This is a genomic window from Mesorhizobium sp. RSR380A, from assembly GCF_054719385.1.
The window spans coordinates 1,757,089-1,783,709 of sequence record NZ_JBTTIB010000001.1 but is presented as its reverse complement, the minus strand read 5'-3'; the positions used below and the strand labels follow the sequence as shown (position 1 = coordinate 1,783,709).

General features: G+C 63.3%; 23 protein-coding genes. 17 read left to right on the top strand and 6 right to left on the bottom strand.

The genetic code is table 11. From position 1 onward, the window contains the following. Positions 1-103: 103 nt before the first annotated feature. From ACYG9Z_RS08580 to ACYG9Z_RS08570, 3 genes are read right to left on the bottom strand one after another with little or no spacing between them, the layout of a single operon-like run. A complete protein-coding gene (locus ACYG9Z_RS08580; protein ID WP_023728438.1) occupies positions 104-1,135 on the bottom strand; it encodes a phosphotransferase family protein in 1,032 nt (343 codons plus the stop codon). Beyond that, entirely contained in the window at positions 1,132-1,647 is a 516-nt protein-coding gene (locus tag ACYG9Z_RS08575) for a MaoC family dehydratase (protein ID WP_280938669.1), read from the bottom strand. Before ACYG9Z_RS08575 ends, ACYG9Z_RS08580 begins: the two co-directional genes overlap by 4 nt. Next, the gene (locus tag ACYG9Z_RS08570) at positions 1,644-2,459 is read right to left on the bottom strand and encodes an SDR family oxidoreductase (RefSeq protein WP_023695624.1); all 816 of its coding nucleotides are present in this window, start codon (positions 2,457-2,459) and stop codon (positions 1,644-1,646) included. The genes ACYG9Z_RS08575 and ACYG9Z_RS08570 overlap by 4 nt, the downstream gene beginning before the upstream one ends. Positions 2,460-2,585: 126 nt before the next feature. Between ACYG9Z_RS08570 and ACYG9Z_RS08565 the strand changes: the two genes are divergently transcribed. Genes ACYG9Z_RS08565 through ACYG9Z_RS08555 form a run of 3 tightly spaced genes read left to right on the top strand, consistent with a single transcriptional unit; the run spans position 2,586 to position 5,078 of the window. Then, positions 2,586-3,824: an acyl-CoA dehydrogenase family protein gene (locus tag ACYG9Z_RS08565; protein WP_023751352.1), complete on the top strand. Its 1,239-nt coding sequence runs from the start codon at positions 2,586-2,588 to the stop codon at positions 3,822-3,824. Beyond that, entirely contained in the window at positions 3,727-4,029 is a 303-nt protein-coding gene (locus ACYG9Z_RS08560; protein ID WP_084558271.1) for a zinc-binding dehydrogenase, read from the top strand. The genes ACYG9Z_RS08565 and ACYG9Z_RS08560 overlap by 98 nt, the downstream gene beginning before the upstream one ends. Before the next feature lie 11 nt (positions 4,030-4,040). Next, entirely contained in the window at positions 4,041-5,078 is a 1,038-nt protein-coding gene (locus ACYG9Z_RS08555; protein WP_023686449.1) for a zinc-binding dehydrogenase, read from the top strand. Between the two features lie 181 nt (positions 5,079-5,259). Here the strand turns inward: ACYG9Z_RS08555 and ACYG9Z_RS08550 are convergent, their stop codons facing one another. The 3 genes from ACYG9Z_RS08550 to ACYG9Z_RS08540 form a co-directional block, all read right to left on the bottom strand. Then, positions 5,260-8,391 (bottom strand): efflux RND transporter permease subunit, encoded by a 3,132-nt coding sequence (locus ACYG9Z_RS08550; protein WP_023671158.1) that lies wholly within the window; start codon positions 8,389-8,391, stop codon positions 5,260-5,262. Next, a complete protein-coding gene (locus tag ACYG9Z_RS08545; protein WP_023751351.1) occupies positions 8,388-9,551 on the bottom strand; it encodes an efflux RND transporter periplasmic adaptor subunit in 1,164 nt (387 codons plus the stop codon). The genes ACYG9Z_RS08550 and ACYG9Z_RS08545 overlap by 4 nt, the downstream gene beginning before the upstream one ends. 170 nt (positions 9,552-9,721) lie before the next feature. Then, a complete protein-coding gene (locus tag ACYG9Z_RS08540) occupies positions 9,722-10,546 on the bottom strand; it encodes a MurR/RpiR family transcriptional regulator (protein ID WP_023671160.1) in 825 nt (274 codons plus the stop codon). A gap of 147 nt (positions 10,547-10,693) precedes the next feature. Between ACYG9Z_RS08540 and ACYG9Z_RS08535 the strand changes: the two genes are divergently transcribed. From ACYG9Z_RS08535 to ACYG9Z_RS08470, 14 genes are all read left to right on the top strand, one after another. Next, positions 10,694-11,512 (top strand): N-formylglutamate amidohydrolase, encoded by an 819-nt coding sequence (locus ACYG9Z_RS08535; protein ID WP_023751350.1) that lies wholly within the window; start codon positions 10,694-10,696, stop codon positions 11,510-11,512. A gap of 17 nt (positions 11,513-11,529) precedes the next feature. Continuing rightward, the gene (locus ACYG9Z_RS08530) at positions 11,530-13,074 is read left to right on the top strand and encodes an amino acid permease (protein WP_023683209.1); all 1,545 of its coding nucleotides are present in this window, start codon (positions 11,530-11,532) and stop codon (positions 13,072-13,074) included. Positions 13,075-13,152: 78 nt separating this feature from the next. After that, positions 13,153-14,709: an amino acid permease gene (locus ACYG9Z_RS08525; protein WP_023671163.1), complete on the top strand. Its 1,557-nt coding sequence runs from the start codon at positions 13,153-13,155 to the stop codon at positions 14,707-14,709. A 79-nt stretch (positions 14,710-14,788) separates the two neighbouring features. Continuing rightward, entirely contained in the window at positions 14,789-16,159 is a 1,371-nt protein-coding gene (locus ACYG9Z_RS08520) for a glutamine synthetase family protein (protein ID WP_023671164.1), read from the top strand. A 90-nt stretch (positions 16,160-16,249) separates the two neighbouring features. After that, positions 16,250-16,705, top strand: a complete 456-nt coding sequence (locus tag ACYG9Z_RS08515; RefSeq protein WP_023683210.1) for a DUF7662 domain-containing protein — start codon at positions 16,250-16,252, stop codon at positions 16,703-16,705. Continuing rightward, positions 16,702-17,121 (top strand): type II toxin-antitoxin system VapC family toxin, encoded by a 420-nt coding sequence (locus tag ACYG9Z_RS08510; RefSeq protein WP_031197611.1) that lies wholly within the window; start codon positions 16,702-16,704, stop codon positions 17,119-17,121. The genes ACYG9Z_RS08515 and ACYG9Z_RS08510 overlap by 4 nt, the downstream gene beginning before the upstream one ends. 13 nt (positions 17,122-17,134) lie before the next feature. Continuing rightward, positions 17,135-18,520, top strand: coding sequence for an aldehyde dehydrogenase family protein (locus ACYG9Z_RS08505; RefSeq protein WP_023751349.1), 1,386 nt, complete (start codon positions 17,135-17,137; stop codon positions 18,518-18,520). A gap of 18 nt (positions 18,521-18,538) precedes the next feature. Further along, positions 18,539-19,711, top strand: coding sequence for an iron-containing alcohol dehydrogenase (locus ACYG9Z_RS08500; RefSeq protein WP_023683212.1), 1,173 nt, complete (start codon positions 18,539-18,541; stop codon positions 19,709-19,711). A gap of 239 nt (positions 19,712-19,950) precedes the next feature. Next, positions 19,951-21,057 (top strand): ABC transporter substrate-binding protein, encoded by a 1,107-nt coding sequence (locus tag ACYG9Z_RS08495; protein WP_023671169.1) that lies wholly within the window; start codon positions 19,951-19,953, stop codon positions 21,055-21,057. 63 nt (positions 21,058-21,120) lie between these two features. Continuing rightward, positions 21,121-22,035, top strand: coding sequence for an ABC transporter permease (locus ACYG9Z_RS08490; RefSeq protein WP_023671170.1), 915 nt, complete (start codon positions 21,121-21,123; stop codon positions 22,033-22,035). Then, complete coding sequence (locus tag ACYG9Z_RS08485; RefSeq protein WP_023671171.1) at positions 22,032-22,823, top strand: ABC transporter permease; 792 nt, start codon at positions 22,032-22,034, stop codon at positions 22,821-22,823. The genes ACYG9Z_RS08490 and ACYG9Z_RS08485 overlap by 4 nt, the downstream gene beginning before the upstream one ends. A gap of 30 nt (positions 22,824-22,853) precedes the next feature. Continuing rightward, a complete protein-coding gene (locus tag ACYG9Z_RS08480; RefSeq protein WP_023701013.1) occupies positions 22,854-23,918 on the top strand; it encodes an ABC transporter ATP-binding protein in 1,065 nt (354 codons plus the stop codon). Between the two features lie 148 nt (positions 23,919-24,066). Next, entirely contained in the window at positions 24,067-25,620 is a 1,554-nt protein-coding gene (locus ACYG9Z_RS08475) for a cation:proton antiporter (RefSeq protein WP_023704038.1), read from the top strand. A gap of 88 nt (positions 25,621-25,708) precedes the next feature. Beyond that, positions 25,709-26,617 (top strand): endonuclease/exonuclease/phosphatase family protein, encoded by a 909-nt coding sequence (locus ACYG9Z_RS08470; RefSeq protein ID WP_023751348.1) that lies wholly within the window; start codon positions 25,709-25,711, stop codon positions 26,615-26,617. Positions 26,618-26,621 lie beyond the last annotated feature (4 nt).

Below are 26,621 nucleotides of genomic sequence, written 5' to 3'. Positions count from 1 at the left end.
GGCCGGTTGCCACCGCCTCCGTGTGGGCTTGCTCCCCGGTCGGGGAACGGAACTGATCCGATCTGTCATCAAATCGCGCCGACCACACTATCTCATTGTCTACTCAGGTTCGGTCGATCAGCTTGGCGGCAAGGTGCGACAGCAGCTTCACCGCTTCGCCATAGGTCCTGGCCTTTTCGGGATTGGAGGCGTTGCCGTCGAGCGCCCGTTTGTAGACGCCCTGACAGATGGCCGCCAAGCGGAAGAAGGAGAAGGCGAGGAAGAAGCTCCAATTGTCGATGCCGCCCAGCCCGCGCCGCCGGCAATAGGCGGCGACGTACGCGTCCTCGGAAGGAAGGCCGAGGGCGGCGCGGTCGACGCCGCCAAGACCGCGAAAGCCCGAGGCGTGCGGCAGGCGCCATTGCATGCATTGATAGGCGATGTCGGCGAAGGGATCGCCGAGTGTCGACAGTTCCCAGTCGAGCACGGCCAGCACTTTCGGCTCATTGTGCGCGAAGATCATGTTGTCCAGCCGGTAGTCGCCATGCACGAGAGATTTTCGGCCGTCATCGGCCGGAATATGCGTCTCCAGCCACGCGATCAGCAGGTCCATGTCGGCGACCGTGCCGGTCTCCGAGGCGCGGTACTGGCTGGTCCAGCGTGCCAGCTGGCGTTCGAAGTAATTGCCGGGTTTGCCGAAATCGCCGAGCCCGACCGCCTCGACATCGACGTCGTGCAGGGCGGCCAGGGTGGCGTTCATGGCATCGTAGAGGGCGGCGCGCTCATCGTTGCCAGCGGCCTCCGGCACTGCCGGATCCCAGAAGATGCGGCCGTCGAGAAAATCCATGACGTAGAACATGCGGCCGATCGGCGTCGCCTCCGCCGACAGATGCAGCATCGCCGGCACCGGCACGGCGGTGCCGGCCAGCGCCTTCATGACCGTGAATTCGCGGTCGACCTGATGCGCCGATTTCAGCAACTGGCCCGGCGGCTTGGCGCGCAGGACATAGCGGCCGCTGGCCGCGGTCAGCAGATAGGTCGGGTTCGACTGGCCGGATTTGAATTTTTCGATTGCGGAAAGCCGTGCAAAACCAGGGATGTGCGCCTCGAGGTAAGGGGCTAGCGCTGTCTGGTCGAGCGTATTGGCGTCGCTCATGCGGTCTCCGGCTCACGCTCGATCAGCGTCAGCGTCAGCCAGCGCGCGGTCAGCGCCGGCTTCTTCGAGCCTTCGATCTCGATGGTCACGTCATGCGCCGTCTGCACCCAGCCCGACGGCCTGACCTTGACGTCGGCCAGCACGAAGCGGGTGCGGATGCGCGCGCCGGTCTTCACCGGCGCCAGGAAGCGCAGCGAATCGAAACCGTGGTTGACGCCCATCTTGCCCTTTTCCAGCGGCGGCATGGTCTCGAAGGTCATCGCCGAGAGCAGCGACAACGACAGGAAGCCATGCGCGATGGTGCCGCCGAACGGCGTCTCGTTTTTGGCCCGCTCGGGGTCGCAATGGATGAACTGGTGGTCGTCGGTGGCGTCGGCGAACTGGTCGATCATGGTCTGTGTGACCTCGCGCCATGGCGAGACGCCGACTTCCTTGCCGACGTTGGCCAGAAGCACATCGAGACTGATCGGTTCCACTGCGGTGTCCTCCCCTTGCCGCCGACCGCGGCTCATTCCTTGAACAGTGTCAGCCCATGCTGCACCGACTGCCCGCCGTCGATCGGCAGGATGGCGCCGGTGACATAGGAGCCGGCGCGGCTGCACAAATAGAGCGTTGCGCCGCCGATGTCATCCGCCACGCCGATACGTCCGATCGGCACATGGCTGCCGACATGTCTGGCCTTTTCTTCGGTGCCGGTGGCAAAGGCGGTCATCCGGCTCTGGAAGGGGCCGGGCGCGAAGGCGTTGACGGTGATGCGCCGCGCCGCGAGCTCGATCGCCAGCGTGCGCGTCAGGTGGTGAACGGCGCCTTTGGACGCGGTATAGGAATAGGCGTCGTCGGCCAGCGGCTGCGTGCCCATCACCGAGCCCAGATTGATGACGCGGGCCGGATCGGCATCGCTCGCGGCGGCTTCCAGCAGCGGCAGCAATTCGCGCGTCAGATGGAAGACGGCGGTGACGTTGACGGCGAACACCTTGGCCCAGCCGCTATAGGGAAAATCCTCCAGGGAGGCACCCCAGGATATGCCGGCATTGTTGACCAGAATGTGCAGCTTCTCGGTGCGCGCCTTGACCTCGCTGACCAGCGCGGCAATGCCGGCTTCGCTCGAGACGTCACCGGCGAAACCTTCGGCACTGCCGGAGCCGCCGAGCCCGTTCAACTCAGCGGCGACCTTGATGCAATCCTTGCCCTTGCGCGAGGCGATCATCACGGTAGCGCCGGCCTGGACCAAAGCGGTCGCAACCATGCGGCCGATGCCGGTCGCGGCTCCCGTTACCAGCGCGGTCTTACCCGCGACTGAGAACAGTTCTTCCAGATAGCTCATCGCAATTCCTCCGCGCCTTTCTGCTCACGGTCCGGGGCGAAAGGGCTCGCGTTGACAAGGCTAACCGAAGTACGGTCATCCTTGCCACGGGTAAAGTGCCTGGATGCGTGAAAGGGTTGGAGACCGATGGCGGACATCAATCTCGGCATGACCGAGCGGCTGAAGCCGATCCACGCCCGCGTCGCCGCTATGGTGCGCGACGAGATCATGCCGCTCGATCATGAGTTTTTGAGCGAGGTCGGCAAGGGCGGCGACCGCTGGGTCTATACCGCGCGGCAGACCGAAATCCTCGAAGGGTTGAAGAAAACGGCCAAGGATCGCGGCCTGTGGAATTTCTGGCTGACCGGCTCCGAGCGCGGCTATGGGCTGTCAACCGTCGAATATGCCTATCTGGCCGAGGAGATGGGCAAGGCGCATCTCGGCGCGGAGACCTTCAATTGCTCAGCGCCCGACACCGGCAATATGGAGGTGCTGGAGCGCTATGGCTCGGAGGACCACAAGCAGGCATGGCTGGCGCCGCTGCTCGAGGGGAAAATCCGCTCGGCCTATCTGATGACGGAGCCGGATGTCGCCTCCTCCGACGCCACCAACATCGCCATGCGCTGCGAAAAGCAAGGCGGCGACTATGTACTCAACGGCGAGAAATGGTGGGCGTCGGGGGCCGGGGACCCGCGCTGCGCCATCTACATTGTCATGGTTCGCACCGGCGAAGCCGAGACGCAGCACCGCCGCCATTCGATGATCCTGGTGCCGTCCGGCACCAAGGGCGTGACCAAGCTGCGGCCGATGCAGGTCTATGGCGACGACGACGCGCCGCATGGCCACATGCATCTTCGCTTCGACAATGTCAGGGTGCCGACCGGAAACCTGATCCTCGGCGAGGGCAGGGGGTTCGAGATCGCCCAGGGGCGGCTTGGCCCCGGCCGCATCCACCATTGCATGCGCGCCATCGGCCAGGCCGAAATGGCGCTGGAGCTGCTGTGCCAGCGCTCGGTGCGCCGCGAGGCCTTCGGCCAGCCCTTGGCCAAGCTCGGCGCCAATTTCGACATCATCGCCGAATGCCGCATGGAGATCGAGATGGCGCGGCTGCTCTGCCTCAAGGCGGCGTGGATGATCGACCAAGGCGATGCGCGCGCAGCCGCGCCCTGGATCAGCCAGATCAAGGTCATCGCACCGCGCGTCGCGCTCAAGGTCACCGACGAGGCCGTGCAGATGTTCGGGGCGCAAGGCATCAGCCAGGACACGCCGCTGGCACGCTCATGGACGCATCTGCGAACCCTGCGCCTCGCCGACGGGCCGGACGCCGTGCACCGCCGGCAGGTGGCGCGTACGGAGCTCAGGAAATACACGCAGGAAAAGGTCTGAGCGGATGAAGGCCATTATCGCCCGCGATTTCGCGCCGCTCGGCCAGCTCGTCCATGCCGACAATCTGAAGGAACTGGTCGGCTGGCATCTCGCCGGCAAGGTTTGGCCGGTCATCGAAGGCACTTATCCGCTGGCCGATGCCGCCGCCGTGCTGACGCGCGTGCTTGGCCGTGGCGCATCCGGCAAGCTCATCCTCAAACGTTGAGGAGCCCCGCCATGGCGATACCTTCAGACATGAGAGCACTGCTGCTGATCGGCGACGGCTACACCAGGACGCCCTCCGGCAGCGTGCTGGAGGCGATGGAGCCGTATCTCACGCTGGGCAGCATCGGCGTGCCGACGCCCGGACCGAGCCAGGTGCTGATCAAGGTCAGCCTCGCCTCGATCAACCCGTCCGACGTCATGTTCATCAAGGGCCAGTACGGTCAGCCGCGCGCCAAGGGCCAGCCGGCCGGCTTCGAGGGTGTCGGCACGGTCGTTGCCAGCGGCGACGAGCCCTATGCGAAAAGCCTGATCGGCAAGCGCATCGCCTTCACCACCGGCGTCACCAATTGGGGCGCGTGGGCGGACTATGCAGTTGCCGAAGCTGCCGGCTGCATTCCGCTGCTCGACACGGTCCGCGACGAGGATGGCGCGGCGATGATCGTCAACCCGCTCACGGCGCTCGCCATGTTCGACATCGTCAAGCAGACGGGCGAAAAAGCCTTCATCATGACCGCCGGCGCCAGCCAGCTTTGCAAGCTGATCGCGGGTCTCGCCAAGGAGGCTGGGTTCCGGCCGATCGTCACCGTGCGCCGCGACGAGCAGATTCCGCTGTTGAAGGAGATCGGGGCTGCCCATGTGCTCAACGAGAAGGCGCCGGATTTCAAGGCAGCACTACGCGATGTGGTCAAGGCCGAGCAGCCGCGCATCTTCCTCGATGCCGTGACCGGGCCGGTGGCCTCGGCGATCTTCGACGCCATGCCGAAGCGCTCGCGCTGGATCATCTATGGACGGCTCGATCCGGACACCACTGTCATCCGTGAGCCCGGCCAGATGATCTTCCAACAAAAGCACATTGAAGGCTTCTGGCTGGTCGAATGGATGCGCCAGTTCCGCGACAAGCGCGGCCCGGCGATCATGGAAGCACAGAAGCGCTTTTCGGATGGGCGCTGGTCAACCGACGTGACGGCGGTGCTACCGCTGGATGAGGCGATGGCGAAGGCCCCGGCGGAGCTGGCCAAGCCGAACGGGAAGGTGTTTATTAGGCCGTGACTTTCTACCCTCCCCCTTGTGGGGAGGGTCGACGAAAGAGCAATTTTGCTCGTTCGTCGGGGTGGGGGTCTTGGCTCCACCTCTGTTATTCGCGGGAGCGCTGGACCGACGTTAGTTGGCGCTGCACCCCCACCCCGGACCCGCGGTCCGACCCTCCCCACAAGGGGGAGGGTAAGCGGAGCTACTCCGCCGGCTCGACATTGGCGTACGCCGCTTCCTCAAGCTCCCGCTTCAGCCTCGCTTCCTCATGCGCCTTCGGCGTCACGAAGCGGCCGAGCAGGAGGTAGGCGACCGGGGTCAGGAACAGCGTCGAGACGGTGGCGAGACCCAGCCCGCCGACGATGACCCAGCCGAGCGCGATGCGCGCTTCGGCACCGGCGCCGGCGGCCAGCACCAGCGGGACCCCGCCGAGGATGGTGCAGATCATCGTCATCATCACCGGCCGCAGGCGGATGATCGAGGCCTGCTCGATCGCCTCGCGCACGCCGAGGCCGCGGTCGCGCAGCTGGTTGGCGAATTCGACGATGAGGATGCCGTTCTTGGCCATGACGCCGACCAGAAGCACGAGGCCGATCTGGCTGTAGGCATTGAGGCTGGTGCCTGACAAAAGCAGCGCAAAGATTGCGCAGGCAAGGCCGAGCGGGACCGTCGCCATGATGATGACGGCGCTGACGAAGCTTTCGAACTGGGCGGCAAGCACCAGGAGGATGATGACCAGCGCGAAGCCGAAAATGGTGATCATGGCGCTGTTGGTCTCGCCGAGCGTCGCGGCTTCGGCCAGCGGCAGGACGCGGCTGCCCGGCGGCAGCAGCGGGGCGGCGATCTGCTCGGCAACGCCGAGCGCGTCACCCAGTGCGAAATTGCCGTTCAGGTTCGAGGTGATCGCCACCGAAGGCTGCTGCTGTTCGCGGGTCAGCGACGGCGGCACGGCGCGCTCGGTCAGCGTGGCGATGGTCGACATTGGCACGAAGCGGCCGTCGGCGGTCTTCAGGAAGATGTTTTCCAGATCGGTCGGATCATTGATCGGGTTGGTGGTCGAGACCAGCTTCACGCCATAGCTGCGGTCGGCGATGTAGACATCGACGACATCGTTGCCGTCGAGCATCGCCTGCAAGGTGTTGGCGAGCCCTGATATGTCGATGCCGAGATCGGAGGCGCGCTCGCGGTCTATGGCCACCGCCAGCTGCGGCTGCGTCGGGTCGATGGAAAGCCGCGGCGTCTGGAAGCGCGGATCGGCCTGCATCCGGGCGATGATCTTCACCGCCGCGTCGCCGAGCGCCTTGCGGTCGTTGCCGACCAGCGCGAATTGCAGGCCGTTGCCGGCGCCGCGAATGCCGAGGCTATTGGCCTGCACCGGGAAGATGCGCACGGATGGCACCTGCCGGGTCAGCTGGCTTATCTGCGCCATGATCTCCTGCTGGCTGCGCGTGCGCTCGTCCCACGGCGCCAGCGTCATCACCATGAAGCCGGAATTGTAGGCGCCGTTCTGGCCGGCGTTTTCGAAGGTCGAGACGATCTCGCCGGAATCGCGCAGCGGCTGGATCAGCCGCTCGATCTTCTGCATCTGCTGCGTGGTGTAATCGAGGCTGACGCCTTGCGGCGCGTTGATGCGCAACAGCACGACGGCGCGGTCCTCGCTCGGCGTCAGTTCCTGGCGGATGGTGCCGAACAGGCTGAAGGCGACGCCCGCAAACAGCACCGCAACCAGCAGCACGATCCACGGCGCGCCGAGGCAGGCATGCAAGGCGCGCTTGTAGGCCGCGTTCAGCGCGCCACCGACGCGCGCGCCAATGCCGTGACCGCCTTCATGGTGGAGCGATGCGCCGGTCAACATGCGCGAGGCCAGCATCGGGCACAGCGTCAGCGCCACCACGCAGGAGAGCAGCACCGACATGGCGAGGACGAAGCCGAATTCGCGAAACAGGCCGCCGGTCTGTCCCGGCAGGAAGGAGATCGGCACGAAAACGGCAACGAGCGTCAGCGTCGTGGCGATGACTGCGAAGAACACTTCTTGGGCGCCGAGCACGGCGGCGGCACGAGGCCCCATGCCTTCGTTGCGCCGTCGCACGATGTTTTCCAAAACGACGATGGCGTCGTCGACGACAAGGCCGGTCGCCAGCACCAGCGCCAGAAGCGTCAGAATGTTGATGGAGAAGCCTGCGAGATAGATGGCGGCGATGGTGCCGATCATGGCGACCGGCATTGACAGACCAGGGATCAGCGTCGCGCGCCAGTCGAGCAGGAAGATGTAGATGACGATCAGCACCATGGAGATCGACAGGCCGAGCGCGATCTCGACCTCGTGCACGGCGCCGTTGACGAAGACTGCGTCGTCGCTGGTGATCTTGATCGACATGCCCTTGGGCAGGTTTTCCTGCAGCTTGGCGACGGCTGCTTTCACTCCGGTGGAAATATCCAGCGTGTTCGATTCCGCCTGACGGATGATGCCAAGGCCAATGCCGGTCTTGCCGTCGGAGCGCAACGAGGTCTGGCCGATGTCGGGACCGAGCGTGACGGTGGCGACGTCGCGGATGCGCGTCGTGCCGCCGATGATGATGTTTTCGAATTCTTCCGGCGTCGTCACATCGGCCGTGGTGCGGACGATGAGATCCTGGTTGGTGGTGGTGATCGAACCGGCTGGTGAATCGAAAGCGACCGAGGCAAGCGCTGCCCTCAGATCGGCGACAGTGAAGCCGAGGCTGGCGAGCTTGTTCTGGTCGACATCGATGCGGAAGATCTTGTCGCGGTCGCCATAGACCTGAACGTCGGCGACGCCAGGCACGGCAGCCAGTTCGTCCTCGATCTGGTCCTGGACGATCACCGTCATGTCCTGCACCGACATGGTGTCGGAGGTGACGGCCAGTCGCATCACGGCATCGGAATTGGCATCGGCCTTGACGATGCGCGGCGGATCGGCGGTCTCCGGTATCATGTTGGCGACACGGCCGACCGCGTCGCGCACGTCGGAAGCGGCGACGTTCAAATCGACGCCATCGTTGAACTCGATGGTGACGCGGCTCTGGCCGAAGGAAGAGGTCGACGAGATCGACTTGACGCCGGAGACGCGGGCGACCGCGCCCTCGATGGTGTCGGTCAGTTCACGGTCGACGGTTTCGGCGGCGGCACCCTCGAAGGCCGTCGACACGGTGACCACGGCGCGGTCGACATCGGGCAGTTCGCGGATTTCGACGCCGTAGAAAGCGGCAAGGCCGGCCACTGCGATCAGCGTGTTCAGCACGAAGGCCATGACCGGCCTGCGGATGAAGAGAGCGGTGAAGCCGGTTTCGCTGGCGGTGCTGACAGGCGCGGTCATGAGCCTTCGGCCGCGTCCGCGGCCCGCTGATCCTGGCCGGCGATGCGGACCGCGCCGCCTTCGCTGACGCTCTGGGTGCCCTCGGTCACAACCATGTCGCCATCCTCGATCTCGGCGTCGATCAGCACCGTCTCGGTGTTGCGCTGGATGATGCGCACGGGAACGCGCCTGGCCTTGCCGTCCTCGATCTGCCAGACATAGGCGCCGTCGGAACCCCACAGGATTGCCAGCGGGCTGACGGCCGGATAGGTGTCGCCGGGGAAGCGCATGGTGATGCCGAACGACATGCCGGCGCGCAGCGAATCCGCCGGATTGGCGATTGCAGCCTTGACCAGCAGGGTGCGGCTCTTTTCGTCGATGTGGTTGTCGATGGCCGACACAGTGCCGGTATAGGCCTTGCTCGGATTGGCGATCGGCGTCGCCGACAGTTGCGCGCCGACCTTGACGGCGGCGGCGAAGCGCTCGGGCACCAGGAAATCGACCAGGATGGAGGAGCGGTCGTCAAGCGTGGCGATCGCCGACTGGCTGGTGACGTAATTGCCGGCCGATATCGGCAGGATGCCGACCGTGCCGGCGATAGGGGCGACGATCGAACGACGCTGCAAGGCGAGTTCGGCATCCTGCAGCGCCAGTTTGGCGCCGGCCAGCACCACTTGGGCATCGGCGACGGCGACCGGGGTCGCGGCGTTGGAGGCCCTCAATGATTTCACCCGCTCGAGCTTGTCCTGGGCATCCTGCAAGGCGAGCTTGGCACGATCCTGCGAGATCACCTCGGTCTCGGAATCGAGAACAGCGATGATCTGCCCCTTGTCGACGCGGGTACCGGACTGGACGAGGAATTCAACCAGCCGGCCGGAGCTGTACGGGTTGACCGTCACCGAGGCATTGGCGCGGCCGGTGCCGATCGCCTGCAGGCGATCGTTGATGGTGGCCGTGCCCGCCGGCAAGGCAACGACATTTGCCGGCCGGCCGGCAGCGTTGCGACCGCCTGCCTGTTTCGTCGTGTCGACCGCGCCGGTTGTGGCGGGCGCCGAAGCATAGGTCCAGTCGATGCCCCAGCGTGCCAGAACCTCCGGCGCGCCCGGGAAGAATCGCGCCCAGGCGAGGACAGCCGCGACCAGGATCACAAGCGCAAAAACGATCTGTTTCCAGGCGACCATCGACACTCCGGTTGGCAAAACGTCTACGGGTTTCGCCAAGCAAAAAAACGCGCAGCGACGCACCCGGTATGTGCGAAGCCGCCGCAATATCATGGCTTTATGGCAATTCTGCCGCTTCCATGCACATTAAATCTGCGTAATTTTGCGCACCTGCGGCGGGATTGAACGTGTCAGCGCAGGCTTTCGAGGTCGCGGATGCGCCTGGCGCTGTCGGCCTCGAGCTGCCTCGTGACGGCGCCGATCAGCGTCTCGGCGACAACGAACAGAGCGGCCGAAGAGTCCCACGCCGAAGGCACGGCGGTGCGTCCGGCAATGACATGGCGGGCGAAGCGGGCGATCGGCGATAGCCACTGGTCGGTGAACAGCACGATCTGAACGCCGCGCTGATGCGCGGTCTGGGCAAAGCGGACCAGACTGTCCTGATAGCGCCTGATGTCGAAGATCACCAGCACGTCGCGCTTGCCCATGTCGATCAGCCGGTCGCGCCAGATGCTCTCCTGGCCGGCAAGGTGATAGACATCGGGCTGGATGATGGCGAGATGGGCGGCCATGTAGCGTGCCAACGGATCGGTGAAGCGGCCGCCGATCAGGAATGTCTTGCCGCGCCGGTCGGCAAGCCTTGCGGCGATGTCGGCAAGCTGTCTGTCGGAGAGATGCCTGAAGGTCTCGCGCATATTGTCCAGCGTCGCCTCCAGCATTGGCGATACTGCACCGCTTGGGGAGGCCGGGTTGAGCGTGCGCGATGCCGGCGACTGCAATTGCGCCGCCAGTTCGTCCTGCAGCGCCGACTGGAATTCGGGATAGTTCTGGAACCCCAGCCTGGAGACAAAGCGCAGGATGGTCGGCGACGATACGCCGGCGGCGGTCGAGAACTCGGCGACCGTCTTCAGCCCGATCAGCGGATAGTTCGCAATCAGTGTCTGCGCGGCGCGGCGCTCGCCGGCCGGCATCGTGCCGATGCGGTCCGAAATCAGTTCGGCAATGCTGGAAATCATCGTTTTCCCCACCCCTGAGCCCGTCCAGACCGCTTCCCCGAAATCGCGTTTGACAAAGCCGGACAAACTGTATGAAATCATCCACAGGGACGCAATGAGGCAAAATACGTAACATAAGATACAGCGCTCCCCAGGGGACGGCAGACTATGGAGAGAGCACGGCCCGCCAGCCTTGCATCGTCTGATACCGTAGGGGTGACGAACCCCGGCGGGTCCAGCCCTTTCGTGCTGACCTGCGACCACGCTTCCAACTTCCTGCCGTCCGAATTCGGCACGCTTGGCCTGCCGGCCGAGGACCTCTCCCGCCACATCGCCTGGGACCCCGGCGCGCTGCCGGTGGCGCGCCGCATCGCGACCGCCCTCGATGCGACGCTCATCGAAACCCGCATCTCGCGCCTGATAATCGACTGCAACCGTCCGCTCGACGCACCGGACCTGGTGCCGCCGGTCAGCGAGACGACGGCCATTCCGGGCAATGCCGGCCTGTCGGACAGTGAGCGCGCCGAGCGCATCGCTTTGTCGTGGCGGCCGTTCCACGACACGATCGCATCGATCATCGACGACCGGCAGGCGCGTGGGCAGGAGACCCGTCTGGTGTCGGTGCATTCCTTCACCCCCGTCTACAAGGGCAAGAAGCGGCCCTGGCATATCGGCATCATCCATGATGACGACCGCCGGCTGGCGTCGCCGCTGATAGCGGCGCTGCAGCGGCTCTCCGGCGTCAGTGTCGGCATCAACGAGCCCTATTCGCCGGCCGACCGCGTCTATTTCACTTTGGAGCGCCATGCACGCTCGCGCGGCCTTGCCTGCGCAATGATCGAAATCCGCAACGACGAGATCTCCGGCGAGACCGGGCAGCGGAAATGGGCGGATCTGCTCACGGGCATTTTTTCTGACCTGGAACCCGAGGAGGCCAAGGGTTCCCGGCGACACGCAATGGGAAAGTCAGTTCAATCGGCCAGCTAGAAAAACAGGGGACGAAAATGGCAGGACCGGACAAATCAGACGCTGAAAGATCGGAGGATGTAAAAACCCTCCATAGCATGGGCTATGCCCAGGAGTTGGCTCGCCGCATGAGCGGCTTCTCGAATTTCGCAATTTCCTTTTCGATCATTTGTATTCTGGCGGGCGGCATCACGTCCTTCCCGCTGGCCATGGCGACCGGCAGCGGCTTCGAGGCGACTGTCGGCTGGGTCATCGGCGGCGTCTTTGCACTTGTCGTTGCCGCGTCCCTTGGCCAGATCGGCTCGGCCTACCCAACGGCCGGCGGTCTCTACCACTGGTCGTCAATTCTCGGCGGGCGCGGCTGGGGCTGGGCCACGGCCTGGATCAACTTGCTCGGCCTGGTCTTCGTCGTCGCCTCGGTCAATGTCGGCGTCTACGCGCTGTTCAAGGACCTTGTCTGGTCCGGCGTGTTCGGCAACGACGTCTCCGCGTGGGGCTATCAGGAGCAGGTGATCGGCGTTGTGATCATCACGGTCGCACAGGCGCTGATCAACCATTTCGGTATCAGGCTCACCACCATGCTGACGGATTTCTCGGGCTACCTCATTCTGGTCGTCGCCGTCGTGTTGACCGCGATGTTCCTGATCTGGGGCGCAAGCTGGGATTTCTCGCGGCTCACCACCTTCGTCAACAACACCGGTGATCCAGGCGCAGGCTACGTTCCGACCGCACGGACGGCACTCGTCGCCTTCCTGATCGGCCTGCTCTACCCACTCTACACCATCACCGGCTTCGACGCTTCGGCCCACACGTCCGAAGAGACCCACAATGCCCGCGTGGCGGTGCCGCGCGGCATGATCCATTCGGTCCTGTGGTCGCTGGTGTTCGGCTTCGTCATGGCCGTTTCGTTCGTACTGGCCAGCCCCGATCTGGCAGCGACGGCCAAGGATGGCGCCAATGCCTGGTTCAATCTCTTCAACAACCTGCCGGCACCATTCCTGCTGAAGAGCATCATTGCCATCGCAATCGTGCTGGCGAACTTCATCTGCGCTCTCGCCGGACTGACGTCGACCTCGCGCATGATCTTTGCCTTCGCGCGTGACGGCGGCCTGCCCGGTTCGTCGGTGTGGAAAACCGTCAGCCCGACATGGCGCACGCCGGTGGCGGCAATCTGGCTCGGAGCGGTGCTCGCGGTCGCAGCGACATTGTACTCGCCGGCTTTTGCCGCACTGGCGGCCGGCTGTGCATTGTTCCTCTACGTGTCCTACGCTATGCCCGTGGCCGCCGGCCTGCTTGCCGAGGGCAAGAGCTGGACCGAATTCGGCCCGTTCCGCCTCGGCATCTGGTCCAAGCCGTTCGCCGTCATCACGGTGCTTGGCGTTCTGGTGCTGATGTATGCCGGCATCCAGCCGCCCTTCGATATCCTGATCAACTATGCCATCGGCCTGATCGTTCTGCTCGTGGTGCTGTGGTTCGGCATCGAATCGCGCCGCTTCAAGGGCCCGCCGATCGGCGCCGACATTGCTCGCCGCGCTGCCGAGATCGCGGCCGCGGAAGCAGCCGTCGGCCAGACGGCAGGCTAACAGCAAAGACTAGATGCTCCGGCCGGCGCAAGCCGACCGGGGCAGGGCCGGCCAGCTAAGAACGCAAAGGGGACTACAATGGCAGCACCGGGTTATTCAGACACAGACAAGGCGGAAGACGTAAAGCACCTCCATTCCATGGGCTACGCCCAGGAACTTGAGCGGCGGCTAAGCCGCTTCTCCAACTTCGCCGTTTCCTTCTCCATCATCTGCATCCTGTCGGGCGGCATCAATTCGCTGGCGCAGGCAACGTCGGGCGCCGGTGGCATCGGCATCGGCATCGGCTGGCTGGTCGGCTGCTTCGTCTCGCTGACCTTCGCGGTCGCCATGTCGCAGATCAGCTCGGCCTATCCGACGGCCGGCGGCCTCTATCACTGGGGTTCGATCCTCGGCAATCGCGGCACTGGCTGGGTGACGGCCTGGCTCAACCTGCTCGGCCTGATCACCGTGCTCGGCGCCATCAATGTCGGCACCTGGACGTTCTTCATCGGCGCCTTCGGGCCGACGCTCGGCATCGAGGGTACGCTGACCAATCAGATGATCTTCCTGGTCATCATCACCGGCGCCCAAGCGCTGATCAACCATCTCGGCATCAAGCTGACTGCGAAGTTGACCGACTTTTCGGGTTACCTGATCTTCTTCGGCTCGATCCTGATTGCTGTCGTCTGCCTGTTCTCCGCCGAGACCTGGGATTTCAGCCGGCTCTTCACCTTCCACAACTACTCGGGTGAGGCCGGCGCCAGCGTCTGGCCGTCCGTCTCGAACGCCTGGGTGTTCGCTCTCGGCCTTCTGCTGCCGATCTACACCATCACCGGCTACGATGCTTCGGCACACACTTCCGAGGAAACCATCAAGGCGGCCTCATCGGTGCCGCGTGCGATGGTGATGTCGGTTATCTGGTCGGCGGTCTTCGGCTATTTGTTCCTGGCCGCCTTCGTGCTGATGATCCCCAACATGGACGACGCCGCCAAGCAGGGTTGGAACGTGTTCTTCTGGGCCTTCGACCAGCGCGTCAGTCCCGGCCTCAAGGAGTTCGTCTACCTCGTCGTGTTCATCGCCCAGCTGTTGTGCGGCCTCGCAACCGTCACCTCGGCTTCGCGCATGATCTTTGCCTTCTCGCGTGACGGCGGCCTGCCGGGCTCGTCGGCACTGGCCAAGGTCAGCCCGACCTATCGCACGCCGGTGGCGGCGATCTGGACGGCGTCGGTCCTGTCGGTGCTGTTCGTCTGGGGTTCGACGCTGGTTTCGGTCGCCGGTACTTCGGCCTACACCATCGTCGTGTCCTGCACCGTCATCTTCCTGTTCCTGTCCTTCACCGTGCCGATCGTGCTCGGCATGCTGGCCTGGGGCACGCCGAAGTGGGACAAGATGGGACCGTGGAACCTGGGCCGTGGCATCTTCATGCTGTTCGGCGTTCTCTCGATCGTGTCGATGATCCTGATCTTCATCATCGGCATCCAGCCGCCGAACGACTGGGCGCTGTACATCACCGTCGGCTTCTTCATCCTGACGGCGATTGTCTGGTTCGCCTTCGAGCGCAATCGCTTCCAGGGCCCGCCGCTGGGCGACATCATCGCGGCGCGTCAGGCAGCGATCAAGGCTGCCGAACAGGCTGTCGGCGAAACCGGCCACTGACGTCACCATCATGGCCATGGCCGGCGTGCAGCCGGCTATGGTTTCGTCCTCAACGACCAAGCACTGGAGTGCCAAAGGAATGGCCGGAAATTTCTCGTTCGATCAGTTGAAGAAAGCGGTCTCCAATGGCGAGATCGACACGGTGCTGGCCTGCATCGTCGACATGCAGGGGCGGCTCGCGGGAAAGCGTTTCCTGGCGCAGTACTTTGTGGATTCTGCTCATGACGAGACGCATGGCTGCAACTATCTGCTCGCCGCCGACATCGATATGGAGCCGGTGCCGGGCTACAAGGCGGCAAGCTGGTCGAAGGGCTATGGCGACTTCGTCATGAAGCCGGACCTTGCCACGCTGCGGCGGATTCCGTGGCTGGAAAAGACCGCGCTGGTGATCTGCGACGTGCTCGACCACCACACCCATGACGACCTTCCGCATTCGCCGCGCGCGATGCTGAAAAAGCAGGTCAAGCGGCTCACCGAACGCGGCTATATCGGCTACTTCGCCTCCGAGCTCGAATTCTACCTGTTCAACGAGACCTATGATTCCGCCCGCAAGAAGCACTGGCAGGGGCTCGACACCGCGTCGCCCTATATCGGCGACTACCAGATCGGCATCACCACCAAGGAAGAAGGCGTCATGCGCCGGCTTCGCAACGAGATGGAAGCGGCGGGCATTCCGATCGAAAACTCCAAGGGCGAATGGGGCCCGGGGCAGGAAGAGATCAATGTGCGCTATGCCGAGGCGCTCGACATGGCGGACCGCCACGTCATCCTGAAGAACGGCGCCAAGGAGATTGCCGAGTCCGAAGGCAAGTCGATTTCCTTCATGTCGAAATACAATTACGGGCTCGCCGGTAATTCCAGCCACATCCACAATTCGCTGTGGAGCGCCGATGGCAAGACGCCATTGTTCTTCGACAAGAAGGCGGACTGGACTTTGTCCACGCTTGGCCAGCAATGGGCGGCTGGGCAACTGAAATATGCCAGGGAGTTTACCTGGTTCCTGGCGCCCTACATCAACTCCTACAAGCGCTTCCAGGCCGGCACCTTCGCACCGACCAAGATCATGTGGAGCGAGGACAACCGCACCGCCGGCTTCCGCCTGTGCGGTGAGGGCACCAAGGGCATCCGCATGGAATGCCGCATCGGCGGCGCCGACCTGAACCCCTATCTCGCTTTCGCGGCGCTGATCGCCGCCGGCCTTGCCGGCATCGACGAGAAGCTCGAACTGCAGAAGCCGTTCGTCGGCGATGCCTACCAGGCCTCGCGCCTGCCGGAGATCCCGAAGACGCTGCGCGACGCCACCGAGACGCTGGCCAAGTCGAAGATGTTGAAGCAGGCGCTCGGCGACGATGTGCTCGAACATTATGTCCACACCGCAAAGTGGGAGCAGTTCGAATACGACCGCCGCATTACGGATTGGGAACTGCACAGGGGGTTCGAGCGGTATTAAAACTTTATACAGCTTTAATGTTGACAATGTAGTGAAGTTAGTACCATATGGTACCTGTAAACTGCAGTGCGCTACATTGAGGAGTTTGCAATGTCCAAATATGCGCCGCTCAAGGACTTTCTCATTGCCCAAAATGTCGATCGCATTCCGATGTCATTCGCCGAAATCGAGAGAGTGCTCAATCTGCCGCTGCCCGCATCGAAGCAATACCCTGCATGGTGGAGCAACAATCCGAGCAACAATCCCATGACAAGGGAGTGGCTTGAGGCTGGGTTCGAGACCGAATCCGTCAATATAGGGAGTGGGAAATTGGTATTTCGCCGCGTTCGCAAAGTGCCCATTTCGGCGCCGCCCAGTGGTAGCGTGCCTGCCGCGCCAAAGGAGGCGCGCGCGGATCGCCACCCCGGTTTTGGTTTCATGAAGGGCCTGATAACAATCGAAGCCGGATTTGATATCACTAAACCTTTCGATGACGAGCCATGGGACCGGGGCTATCTGGGCGGTGAGGCTGACGCGCGTGACGGCAAACTTGCGGTGAGTAAATGAGCGAAGGGCCAAACCTGCTTCTGGATACATGTGCGATGATCTTTGTCGCCAACGATAGTCTGATCGATCCGCACGCAAGCCGGGAGATTTCGGAAGCGGCCTATGACGGCCGTCTGTATCTTTCGCCGATGTCGGCATGGGAGATCGGAATCGGCGTAGCCAAGGGCCGGCTCAATCTGCCATTGACGCCACTCGACTTCGTGGAGCGTTTCATCGACCGAATGTCGGCAAAGCTCAGCGCTATCTCACCAGCCATTCTGATTGCGTCATCCAACCTGCCCGGTCCGCCTCATGGTGATCCCATGGATCGGATACTGATGGCAAGTGCGAGAGCGTTGGACATGGTTCTGGTGACGCGTGACGAGCCCATCCTTCGCTATGGCCGCAACGGCCATCTGCGTACGCTAGCCTGCTAAACTGGAGCATCCTTTGGAAACCGTAAAACTCAAATCGCCCATCGATGGTTCGATCTATGCCGAGCGACCGATCGCGACCGACCAGGCGATCAATGCCGCGGTCGAGCGCGCCAAAGCGGCGCAGGAGAAGTGGGCGCTGAAGCCGATCGTCGAGCGCGGCAAATTTATGCTGGCGATGCTCGAAGCGCTGGTCGCGATGACCGACGAGATCGTGCCGGAGATCGCCTGGCAGATGGGGCGACCGGTGCGCTATGGCGGCGAGTTCGGCGGCGTCAGGGAACGCACCAATTACATGGTCGAGATCGCTGAAGCCGCGCTGAAATCCGTGCCGGCATCCAACCCGAAGGGCGGCTTCCGACGCTATGTGAAGAAGGATCCGCTCGGCGTCGTCATGGTGATCGCGCCGTGGAACTATCCCTATCTGACCGCCGTCAACACCATCGTGACGGCACTGATGGCCGGCAATACTGTTATCCTCAAACATGCGGCGCAGACGCTGCTGGTCGGCGAACGGTTCCAGCAGGCGTTCGACAAGGTTGGGCTGCCCAAGGGCGTGTTCCAGAATGTCGTGCTGAACCATGCCCAGACTGAGAAGCTGCTCGGCTCGGGCAAGATCGACCATGTCAATTTCACCGGTTCGGTCGGCGGCGGCCGCGCCATCGAGAAGGCGGCGGCCGGCACCTTCATGACGCTCGGGCTCGAACTCGGCGGCAAGGATCCGGCCTATGTGCTGCCCGACGCCAAGCTCGACCATGCGGTGGCCAATCTGGTCGACGGCGCCTTCTACAATTCCGGCCAGTGCTGCTGCGGCATCGAGCGCGTCTATGTGCATGAGAAGGTCTACGACCAGTTCGTCGAAGGTTTCATCGCCGAGACGAAGAATTATGTCGTCGGCAATCCGCTGGAACAGGCGACGACAATGGGGCCGATGGCGCAGGCGCGCTTTGCCGACCTGATCCGCGAGCAGAAGGTCGAGGCGCTGCGCAAGGGTGCAATCGCACACATCAGTATGAAGGTGGCTAACGACAAGGCCGGCTCGCCCTATCTGGCGCCGGAAGTGCTGACCGGCGTCGACCACCAGATGAGCGTCATGCGCGAGGAAAGTTTTGGCCCGATCGTCGGCATCATGAAGGTGCGTAACGACGAGGAGGCGATCGCGCTGATGAACGACAGCCCCTACGGGCTGACCGCTTCGATCTGGACCGGCGATATCGAGCATGCGGTGGCGATCGGCGACCGCGTCGAGACCGGCACCGTGTTCATGAACCGCTGCGACTACCTCGATCCGGCGCTGGTCTGGACCGGCGTCAAGGACACCGGCAAAGGCGTCGCCCTTTCGGCGCTCGGCTACGACAATCTGACCCGGCCGAAATCCTTCCATCTGCGCGAAGCCATCTGATTTTTTGAAAGACAAGACATGTCCAAGCTGATCTCCAAATGGAACTACCCGACCACCGTCCGCTTCGGTGCCGGGCGCATCAAGGAACTGCCTGAGGTGCTCGCGGCCACCGGCATTAAGCGGCCGCTTTTCGTCACCGATCCGGGGTTGGCGAAACTGCCGGTCGTCGCTTCGACGCTGAAAATCCTCGACGACGCCAAGGTATCCTATGGCGTGTTCTCCGAGGTGAAGCCGAACCCGGTCGATTCCAACCTCACCGCCGGGATCGCCGTGTTCAAGAAGGGCAAGCATGACGGCGTCATCGCCTTCGGCGGCGGTTCAGCGCTCGATCTCGGCAAGCTGATCGCGTTCCAGGCTGGCCAGACGCGGCCGATCTGGGACTTTGAGGATGTCGGCGACTGGTGGACGCGCGCCAATTCGGATGCCATCGCGCCGATCATAGCCGTGCCGACCACTGCCGGCACAGGCTCGGAAGTCGGGCGTGCCGGCGTCATCACCAATGAGGCGACGCACACTAAGAAGGTGATCTTCCATCCGAAGCTTTTGCCGGCAATCGTCATTGCCGATCCGGAACTGTCGGTCGGCATGCCCGGCTTCATCACCGCCGGCACCGGTATGGATGCGCTGGCGCACTGCCTCGAAGCCTATTGCGCGCCGGGCTATCACCCGATGGCCGACGGCATTGCGGTGGAAGGTGTGCGCCTGGTGTTCGAGAACCTGCCCAAGGCCTACGCCAACGGCAAGGACCTTGTCGCGCGCGCCCACATGATGAGTGCGGCCGCCATGGGTGCTGCCGCCTTCCAGAAGGGTCTTGGCGCCATCCACTCGCTGTCGCATCCGATCGGCGCGCTCTACGACACCCATCACGGCATGACGAATGCGGTGTTCATGCCCTATGTCTTGGCCTTCAATCGCGACTCCATCGAGGAGCGGATTGCCCGGCTCGCTGCCTATTGCGGCATCAAGGGTGGCTTCGACGGCTTTGCCAAAGCGATCATCAAGCTGCGCAAGGAATTGAAGGTGCCGCATGCGCTGCCCGATCTGATCAAGGGGCTCGACATGGACAAGAAGCGCAAAGGGCTGATCGCCGACATGGCGGTGGTCGATCCGACCGCCGGCGGCAACCCGGTCAGGCTGACCAAAAAGGCGGCGCTGACGCTGCTCGAGAACACTATCGCCGGCACTGTCTGAGGCGGTTTCTGCGCCGGACGTGATCTAAAAACGAAGGGAAAGGAAGGGCAAGGGGGCAAAAAGCAAGGCAATAAACCATTAGCCGGGAAATTAAGTCGAGGCTAATTGCTACAGCCGGTTAAAAAGAGTTAACTTTTCGTACCGCCGGGGGCCAGTTTCAAAAAGCTTTCATCTGGCTGTCATATGAAACCGATACCGCATCGCAGGCGTCCAGGACGCCAGTTCAACGGAGAGAACACATGTTCAAGTTCACAGGGAAAGTGCTTTCCCTTTCGGCCGTCGCCCTCATGGCGACCTCTGCTATCTCGTCGGCCCAGTCCATGGATGAACTGGTTGCCGCTGCGAAGAAGGAAGGCCAGCTCACGACCATCGCGCTGCCGCATGACTGGTGCGGCTACGGCGCCGTCATCGACGGCTTCAAGGCAAAGTATCCTGAGATCACCATCAACGAACTCAACCCCGATGCCGGCTCCGGCGACGAGGTCGAGGCGATCAAGGCCAACAAGGACAACAAGGGCCCGCAGGCGCCCGACGTCATCGACGTTGGCCTGTCCTTCGGCCCGACCGCCAAGGCTGACGGCCTGATCCAGCCCTACAAAGTGTCGACCTGGGACTCGATCCCCGACAGCGCCAAGGATGCCGATGGTTACTGGACCGGCGACTACTATGGCGTGCTATCCTTCCTGGTGAACAAGGACCTCGTCAAGGAAGCGCCTGCTGACTGGGCTGACCTGCTGAAGCCGGAATTCGCCAACACCGTGGCGCTTGCCGGCGACCCGCGCGCCTCGAACCAGGCCATCCAGGCCGTCTACGCGGCCGGCATTTCCGGTGGTGCGGCTGCCGGCGAAGCTGCTGGCACTGCTGGTCTCGACTTCTTCAAGAAGCTTAACGCCGCCGGCAATTTCGTGCCGGTCATCGGCAAACCGGCGACCCTGGCACAAGGCCAGACGCCGATCCTGGTGACCTGGGATTACAATGCACTTGCCGGTCGCGACACGCTGAAGGGCAATCCGCCCGTCGACGTCGTCGTGCCCAAGACCGGTGTCGTTGCCGGCGTCTATGTGCAGGCGATCAGTGCTTTCGCACCGCATCCGAACGCTGCCAAGCTCTGGCTGGAGTATCTCTACTCCGACGAAGGCCAGATCGGCTGGCTGAAGGGCTATTGCCACCCGATCCGCTTCAACGATCTTGCCAAGAACGGCAAGCTCCCGGCGGACGTGATGGCCAAGCTGCCGCCGGCCGAGGCTTACGCTGCCGCGGTGTTCCCGACGCTGGACGAGCAGGGCAAGGCAAAGGAAGCCGTCACCAAGAACTGGGATGCCGTCGTCGGCGCCAACGTCAAGTAAGGCTTGAAACCAACCGGGCGGCCTCGCGGCCGCCCGGTGTTCCTCGGAGACGGTAGCCGGCGCATGACAGATATCTCGCTTTCCGATCACGCAGTTGCCGGGAAGACCGCGCCCCCCAGCGAGGCGCGTGCAATGCGACTGCCGACGCAATGGCTCGGCGTTGCGCCATTCTTCATCTTCGCCATCATGTTCCTGATCCTACCCACGCTCTATCTGATGCTGGGTGCATTCCAGAACGATGCCGGCGAATTCACGTTCGAAAACATAGCAGCACTGGCGCAGCCATCGATTGTCGCCGCCTACTGGATCTCGCTCAAGGTCAGCCTTTCCTCGTCGCTGATCGGCGCCTTCGCAGGTCTCGGCATCGCCATCGCCATCGTGCGCGGCGGCCTGCCGGAGTGGATACGTTCGGCGACGCTGACATTCTCCGGCGTGGCTTCCAATTTCGCCGGCGTACCGCTGGCCTTCGCCTTCATCGCCACGCTCGGACGCCTCGGTCTCGCCACGGTGCTGCTCAACACCGTGTTCGGCCTCAACATTTATGCGCACGGCTTCAACATCCTATCGTTCTGGGGCCTGACGCTGACCTATGTCTATTTCCAGATTCCCCTAATGGTGGTCATCATCACGCCGGCGATCGACGGCTTGAAGAAGGAGTGGGGCGAGGCTGCGGCGACGCTTGGCGCCACCCAGACGCAATACTGGCGCATGGTGGTCATCCCGGTGATCTGGCCGAGTTTCCTCGGCACGGTCATCCTGCTCTTCGCCAATGCCTTCGGCGCCATCGCCACCGCCTATGCGCTGACCGGCTCTTCACTCAACATCGTACCGATCCTGCTCTATGCGCAGATACGCGGTGACGTGCTGCACAATGCCCATCTCGGCTATGCGATCGCCTTCGGCATGATCGTCATCACCGGGCTGGCCAATGTCTTCTACATTTGGTTCCGGACGCGCTCGGAGAGGTGGCTGAAATGAAGTCCGGAAAATTCTGGGCCTGGGTCGTCTTCGGGCTGGGCGCGGCCTATTTCTTCATTCCGCTGATCGCGACGGTGGAATTTTCCTTGCGCATGCGGCGCGGCGCTTATTCCTTCGACGCCTATCAGATCGTGCTTGGCGACCCTCGTTTTCAGGCGACCTTTGGCTACTCAGTGCTTGCCGCCATCTTCACCATCATTCTGGGCGTGTTGATCGTGGTGCCCGCCGCCTACTGGATTCGACTGCGCCTGCCGCAACTGCGGCCGATCGTAGAGTTCATCACGCTGCTGCCGCTGGTCATTCCCGCCATCGTCATCGTCTTCGGCTATATCAGGATGTACGGTTCGAATTCGCCGCTGCCGTTCCTGGCGACCGACATGGGCACAAATGCCTTGCTGGTCATCGGCTATGCAATGCTGGCGCTGCCCTACATGTATCGCGCGGTCGATACCGGACTGCGCACCATCGACGTCAGGACGCTGACCGAAGCGGCGCAGATCCTTGGCGCCGGTTGGGGCACGATCATTGGTCGTGTGATCCTGCCCAATGTGCTGATCGCCGTGCTGTCGGGCGCCTTCCTTACCTTCGCCATCGTCATTGGCGAATTCACCATGGCCAGCTTGCTCAACCGGCCCGCCTTCGGCCCCTATCTGCAAAACGTTGGCGCCAACCGCGCCTATGAGCCGGCGGCGCTTGCCATCATCGCCTTCGCCATCACCTGGGGCTGTATGTCGCTGATCCAGATCCTGTCCCGTTTCGCGCCGAGATCGGCGAACCGCCCGAACTGATCGACAAAGTACTGATCGAAAGAAAAAGCCATGGCCGAACCATTCCTCTCCATCCAGCATGTGCGAAAATCCTTCGGCGCCACCACCGTGGTCGAAGATTTCAATCTTGATGTCGAGCCGGGCGAGTTCGTTTCCTTCCTTGGGCCATCGGGTTGCGGCAAGACCACCGTGCTGCGCATGGTCGCCGGTTTCGAAGAGCCGTCGGCGGGCAAGATCGTCGTCGCAGGCAAGGACATCACGAGGCTAAAGCCCAACCAGCGCAATGTCGGCATGGTGTTCCAAGCCTATGCGCTGTTCCCCAACCTGACGGTGGCGCAAAACATCGGCTTTGGCCTGAAGGTCGCCGGCATGCCCAAGGCGGACATCGACAGACGCGTGGCCGAGATGCTCGACATCATCAAGCTGCCGCAGATGGCCGACCGCTATCCCTACCAGCTCTCCGGCGGCCAGCAACAGCGCATCGCGCTGGCCCGCGCCATCGCGCCGAAGCCGAAGCTGCTTTTGCTCGACGAGCCGCTGTCGGCGCTCGACGCCAAGGTGCGCGTCTCGCTGCGCGAGGAAATCCGCTCGATCCAGAAGAAGCTCGGCATCACTACCATCTTCGTCACACATGACCAGGAAGAGGCGCTGTCGATCTCGGACCGCATCGCGGTGATGTATGGCGGCAAGGCCGAGCAGGTCGGCACCCCGTTCGAGATCTACAACCGGCCGGCGACCAAGTTCGTCGCCAATTTCGTCGGCACGCTGAACGTGCTCGAAGGCACTGTCACCGATGCCGCGTCCGGCAAGGTGCGCGTCAACACGCAGGAAGTCTCGCTAATGGGCAAGCTCAACGGCTCGAAGTCCGGTGACACGCTGTCGCTGGCGCTGCGACCGGAGGCGATTTCGCTCGGACGCCAACCCGGGCGCGATTCAAGCCTGTCGGGCGAAATCTCCGAAGTGCACTTCCTCGGCTCAGTCATTCGCGTTCGCGTCGGCATCGGCGGCAACACAGTGTCGCTCGACACCTTCAACAGCCCGGCAACGCCACCGCCCGCGGTCGGCGAGAAGGCCGACATATCGTTCTCATCAAGCGATATGCTGGTGCTGCACTAGCAAGCAGCATTTTGGCGCGACCGAGGCGGTCGATTAGAGCTGGCGCGATGAACGGCCGTATCATTGCCGGACCCCGAGTGCTGGATAATCAACAGCATCTTGCCATCCAGCCACTGCCCATGATGCCGCTTCGCCGCTACGATGGGCCATGGCGCTATTCGAACTTACCCTCATCCTGCTTCTGGCTGCCGTCGCGCTGACGGCGCTGTCGCGGCGGCTGGAAATTCCCTATCCGTCCCTGCTGGCTCTGGCCGGCGTCGCGATTGCCTTCGTACCCGGTGCGCCGACGATCGAGATCGATCCGGAGCTGGCGCTTGCCCTGTTCATCGCGCCGGTGCTTCTCGACGCCGCCTATGACACGTCGCTGCGCGACCTCAAGCGCTACCGGCTGTCGCTCGCGTTGCTCGCGCTGGGCGCCGTGGTCTTCACCACCGTGGTGGTTGCCTTGGTCGGCTGGAAGATGGCCGGCCTGCCGATCGCGGCGGCAATCGCGCTTGGCGCCATCGTCGCGCCACCGGATGCGGTGGCCGCATCCGCCGTGCTCAGCCAGTTCAAGGTACCGCACCGCATCACCGCCATCCTGCAGGGCGAGAGCCTGCTCAACGATGCCACGGCGCTGCTGATCTACCGGCTGGCGGTTTCGGCCGCGCTTGGCACGATCATGCTCAGCAACGCCGTTCCGGTGATCCTGCTGGCAACGATCGGCAGTGTGATCGCGGGCTATCTGTTTGGCCGCGTCTCGCTGCTGGCGCTCGGCCGCATCGAGGATGCGGCGAGCAGCACGGTGGTGCAGTTTGCCGGAACCTTCGCCGTGTGGATCATCGCCGACAGGCTCGGCCTTTCCGCCATCATCACCATCGTCGTCTATGCCATGACCATTGCGCGCAGGGCGCCGCGCCAGTCGTCGGCGAGACGCCGCGTCAGCACCTATTCGGTCTGGGAGTCGGCGGTGTTCGTGCTCAACGTGCTGGCTTTCGTGCTGATGGGCCTGCAGGCACGCACGATCGTTGGCAGGCTGGCCGGCGACGGGCAAGGCGAAGCATTCCTTTTCGCCGCAACGGTGCTGGTCGTCGTTATCGTCGCGCGCCTTGTCTGGGTGGCGAGTTACGTCGCGATCATCCGGTGGCTTGCCCGCTTCGGCAGCCAAGAGGCAAGGCGGGAATTGCCGACGTTCGGCGGCGCCGTCATTGTCGGCTGGTGCGGCATGCGTGGGTTGGTGACGCTGGTGGTGGCCATTGCGCTGCCGGCCGATTTTCCCGGCCGCGACCCGATCGTGCTTGCCGCCTTCGCGGTGGTGCTGGGCACGCTGGTGCTGCAAGGCATGACGCTGAAGCCGCTGCTGCGCTGGATCAACTTCGACCCCGATAGAACCGTCGACAATGAGGTGGCGCAGGCGCGCGTCGCCATCATGCAGGCAGCACTGGACGTGCTGAGCCGCAAGACATCTGCGGCCGCCGCCGTCGTGCGCGAACAGTATGAAGCGCAGCGCCTGATTGCGGAAAACCCGGAGGACGCTCAGGCCGCGACCGAATACGACCGGCTGCGCCTCTATGCCATCAACCGCCAGCGCGACACGCTCGAGGAGTTGCGCAGCAACGGCACGATCGGCGACGAAGCCTACCACCGGCTGGAGGAAGAGATCGACTGGGCCGAACTGGCGGCATCGCCGGCGGGCCGGTTCCAGCCGCTGACCACATCATAGACGCTGGCCCAGTTCCGCCGTCGTGCCGGTACATTGCAACCCGTCTGCCGAACCGCTACTGCCAAAGCGAAATTCAGCCGGATAAGCAATGAAGCTGGTCAGCTACAACATCCAGTACGGGTTCGGCGGCGATGGCCGGTACGATCTTTCGCGCTGCACCAAGCTGGTCGACGGCGCCGATATCATCGCGCTGCAGGAGGTCGAGCGGCATTGGCAGCGCACCAATGAGGACGACCAGCCGGAGGTCCTGTCCAAGCTGCTGCCTAGCTATTACTGGGTCTATGGCCCGGCCTTCGACATGGACGCCAGTGAGCAGCGCGACGGCCGGGTCGTCAACCGCCGCCGCCAGTTCGGCACCATGCTGCTGTCGAAGCTGCCGATCGCCTGGTCGCGGCTGCACGCGCTGCCCATGCGCCGCACGCTGCGGCCGCTCAACACGCGCAACGCCGCGCTCGAATGCATGATCCGCACGCCGGCTGGACCGGTAAGGGTCCTGTCGCTGCATCTCGCCCATATCGCGGCGGAGGAGCGTCTGGAGCAGATCGACTATCTCTTGGCCGAGCATCGCCGCGCGCCGTCCGAGGGCGGCCCGTGGAGCGGCGCGGACGATGAGCCTTCGCGCAACTGGACCAGCGGCGAGGCCGAGCCGGAGAACCCGACGGCGGCGATCTGGATGGGCGATTTCAACATGGAGCCTGGCAGCGCCGAATACAGCCGCATCGTCGGCAGCACGCCCTATCATCGCGGGGCGGCCTATCTCGACGGCTTTGTTGATGCCGCTGCCGTCGCTAGCGAGCCGGCTGCCGATTACCACACCCATGTGAAAACGATCGACAGGAAAGTGGCAAAACGCCGGCTCGACCATTGCTTCGTCGGCGGTATGTTCGCCGACCGTGTGCGCTCGGTCAGTGCCGATATAGGCGAGATCGCTTCAGACCATTTTCCGGTCCGGATCGATATCGATCTCGAAACGCCTTTGAGCTCGGGAGATCGGTGAGCCC

Excerpts from the sequence above, each read along its gene's own strand:
- ACYG9Z_RS08540 (WP_023671160.1), bottom strand. The coding sequence starts at position 10,546 with ATGATTTCCAGCATTGCCGAACTGATTTCGGACCGCATCGGCACGATG.
- ACYG9Z_RS08545 (WP_023751351.1), bottom strand. The coding sequence starts at position 9,551 with ATGGTCGCCTGGAAACAGATCGTTTTTGCGCTTGTGATCCTGGTCGCG.
- ACYG9Z_RS08570 (WP_023695624.1), bottom strand. The coding sequence starts at position 2,459 with ATGAGCTATCTGGAAGAACTGTTCTCAGTCGCGGGTAAGACCGCGCTG.
- ACYG9Z_RS08515 (WP_023683210.1), top strand. The coding sequence starts at position 16,250 with ATGTCCAAATATGCGCCGCTCAAGGACTTTCTCATTGCCCAAAATGTC.
- ACYG9Z_RS08520 (WP_023671164.1), top strand. The coding sequence starts at position 14,789 with ATGGCCGGAAATTTCTCGTTCGATCAGTTGAAGAAAGCGGTCTCCAAT.
- ACYG9Z_RS08535 (WP_023751350.1), top strand. The coding sequence starts at position 10,694 with ATGGAGAGAGCACGGCCCGCCAGCCTTGCATCGTCTGATACCGTAGGG.
- ACYG9Z_RS08550 (WP_023671158.1), bottom strand. The coding sequence starts at position 8,391 with ATGACCGCGCCTGTCAGCACCGCCAGCGAAACCGGCTTCACCGCTCTC.
- ACYG9Z_RS08495 (WP_023671169.1), top strand. The coding sequence starts at position 19,951 with ATGTTCAAGTTCACAGGGAAAGTGCTTTCCCTTTCGGCCGTCGCCCTC.
- ACYG9Z_RS08480 (WP_023701013.1), top strand. The coding sequence starts at position 22,854 with ATGGCCGAACCATTCCTCTCCATCCAGCATGTGCGAAAATCCTTCGGC.
- ACYG9Z_RS08525 (WP_023671163.1), top strand. The coding sequence starts at position 13,153 with ATGGCAGCACCGGGTTATTCAGACACAGACAAGGCGGAAGACGTAAAG.
- ACYG9Z_RS08530 (WP_023683209.1), top strand. The coding sequence starts at position 11,530 with ATGGCAGGACCGGACAAATCAGACGCTGAAAGATCGGAGGATGTAAAA.
- ACYG9Z_RS08475 (WP_023704038.1), top strand. The coding sequence starts at position 24,067 with ATGGCGCTATTCGAACTTACCCTCATCCTGCTTCTGGCTGCCGTCGCG.
- ACYG9Z_RS08490 (WP_023671170.1), top strand. The coding sequence starts at position 21,121 with ATGACAGATATCTCGCTTTCCGATCACGCAGTTGCCGGGAAGACCGCG.
- ACYG9Z_RS08565 (WP_023751352.1), top strand. The coding sequence starts at position 2,586 with ATGGCGGACATCAATCTCGGCATGACCGAGCGGCTGAAGCCGATCCAC.
- ACYG9Z_RS08510 (WP_031197611.1), top strand. The coding sequence starts at position 16,702 with ATGAGCGAAGGGCCAAACCTGCTTCTGGATACATGTGCGATGATCTTT.
- ACYG9Z_RS08575 (WP_280938669.1), bottom strand. The coding sequence starts at position 1,647 with ATGAGCCGCGGTCGGCGGCAAGGGGAGGACACCGCAGTGGAACCGATC.
- ACYG9Z_RS08485 (WP_023671171.1), top strand. The coding sequence starts at position 22,032 with ATGAAGTCCGGAAAATTCTGGGCCTGGGTCGTCTTCGGGCTGGGCGCG.
- ACYG9Z_RS08500 (WP_023683212.1), top strand. The coding sequence starts at position 18,539 with ATGTCCAAGCTGATCTCCAAATGGAACTACCCGACCACCGTCCGCTTC.
- ACYG9Z_RS08555 (WP_023686449.1), top strand. The coding sequence starts at position 4,041 with ATGGCGATACCTTCAGACATGAGAGCACTGCTGCTGATCGGCGACGGC.
- ACYG9Z_RS08470 (WP_023751348.1), top strand. The coding sequence starts at position 25,709 with ATGAAGCTGGTCAGCTACAACATCCAGTACGGGTTCGGCGGCGATGGC.
- ACYG9Z_RS08580 (WP_023728438.1), bottom strand. The coding sequence starts at position 1,135 with ATGAGCGACGCCAATACGCTCGACCAGACAGCGCTAGCCCCTTACCTC.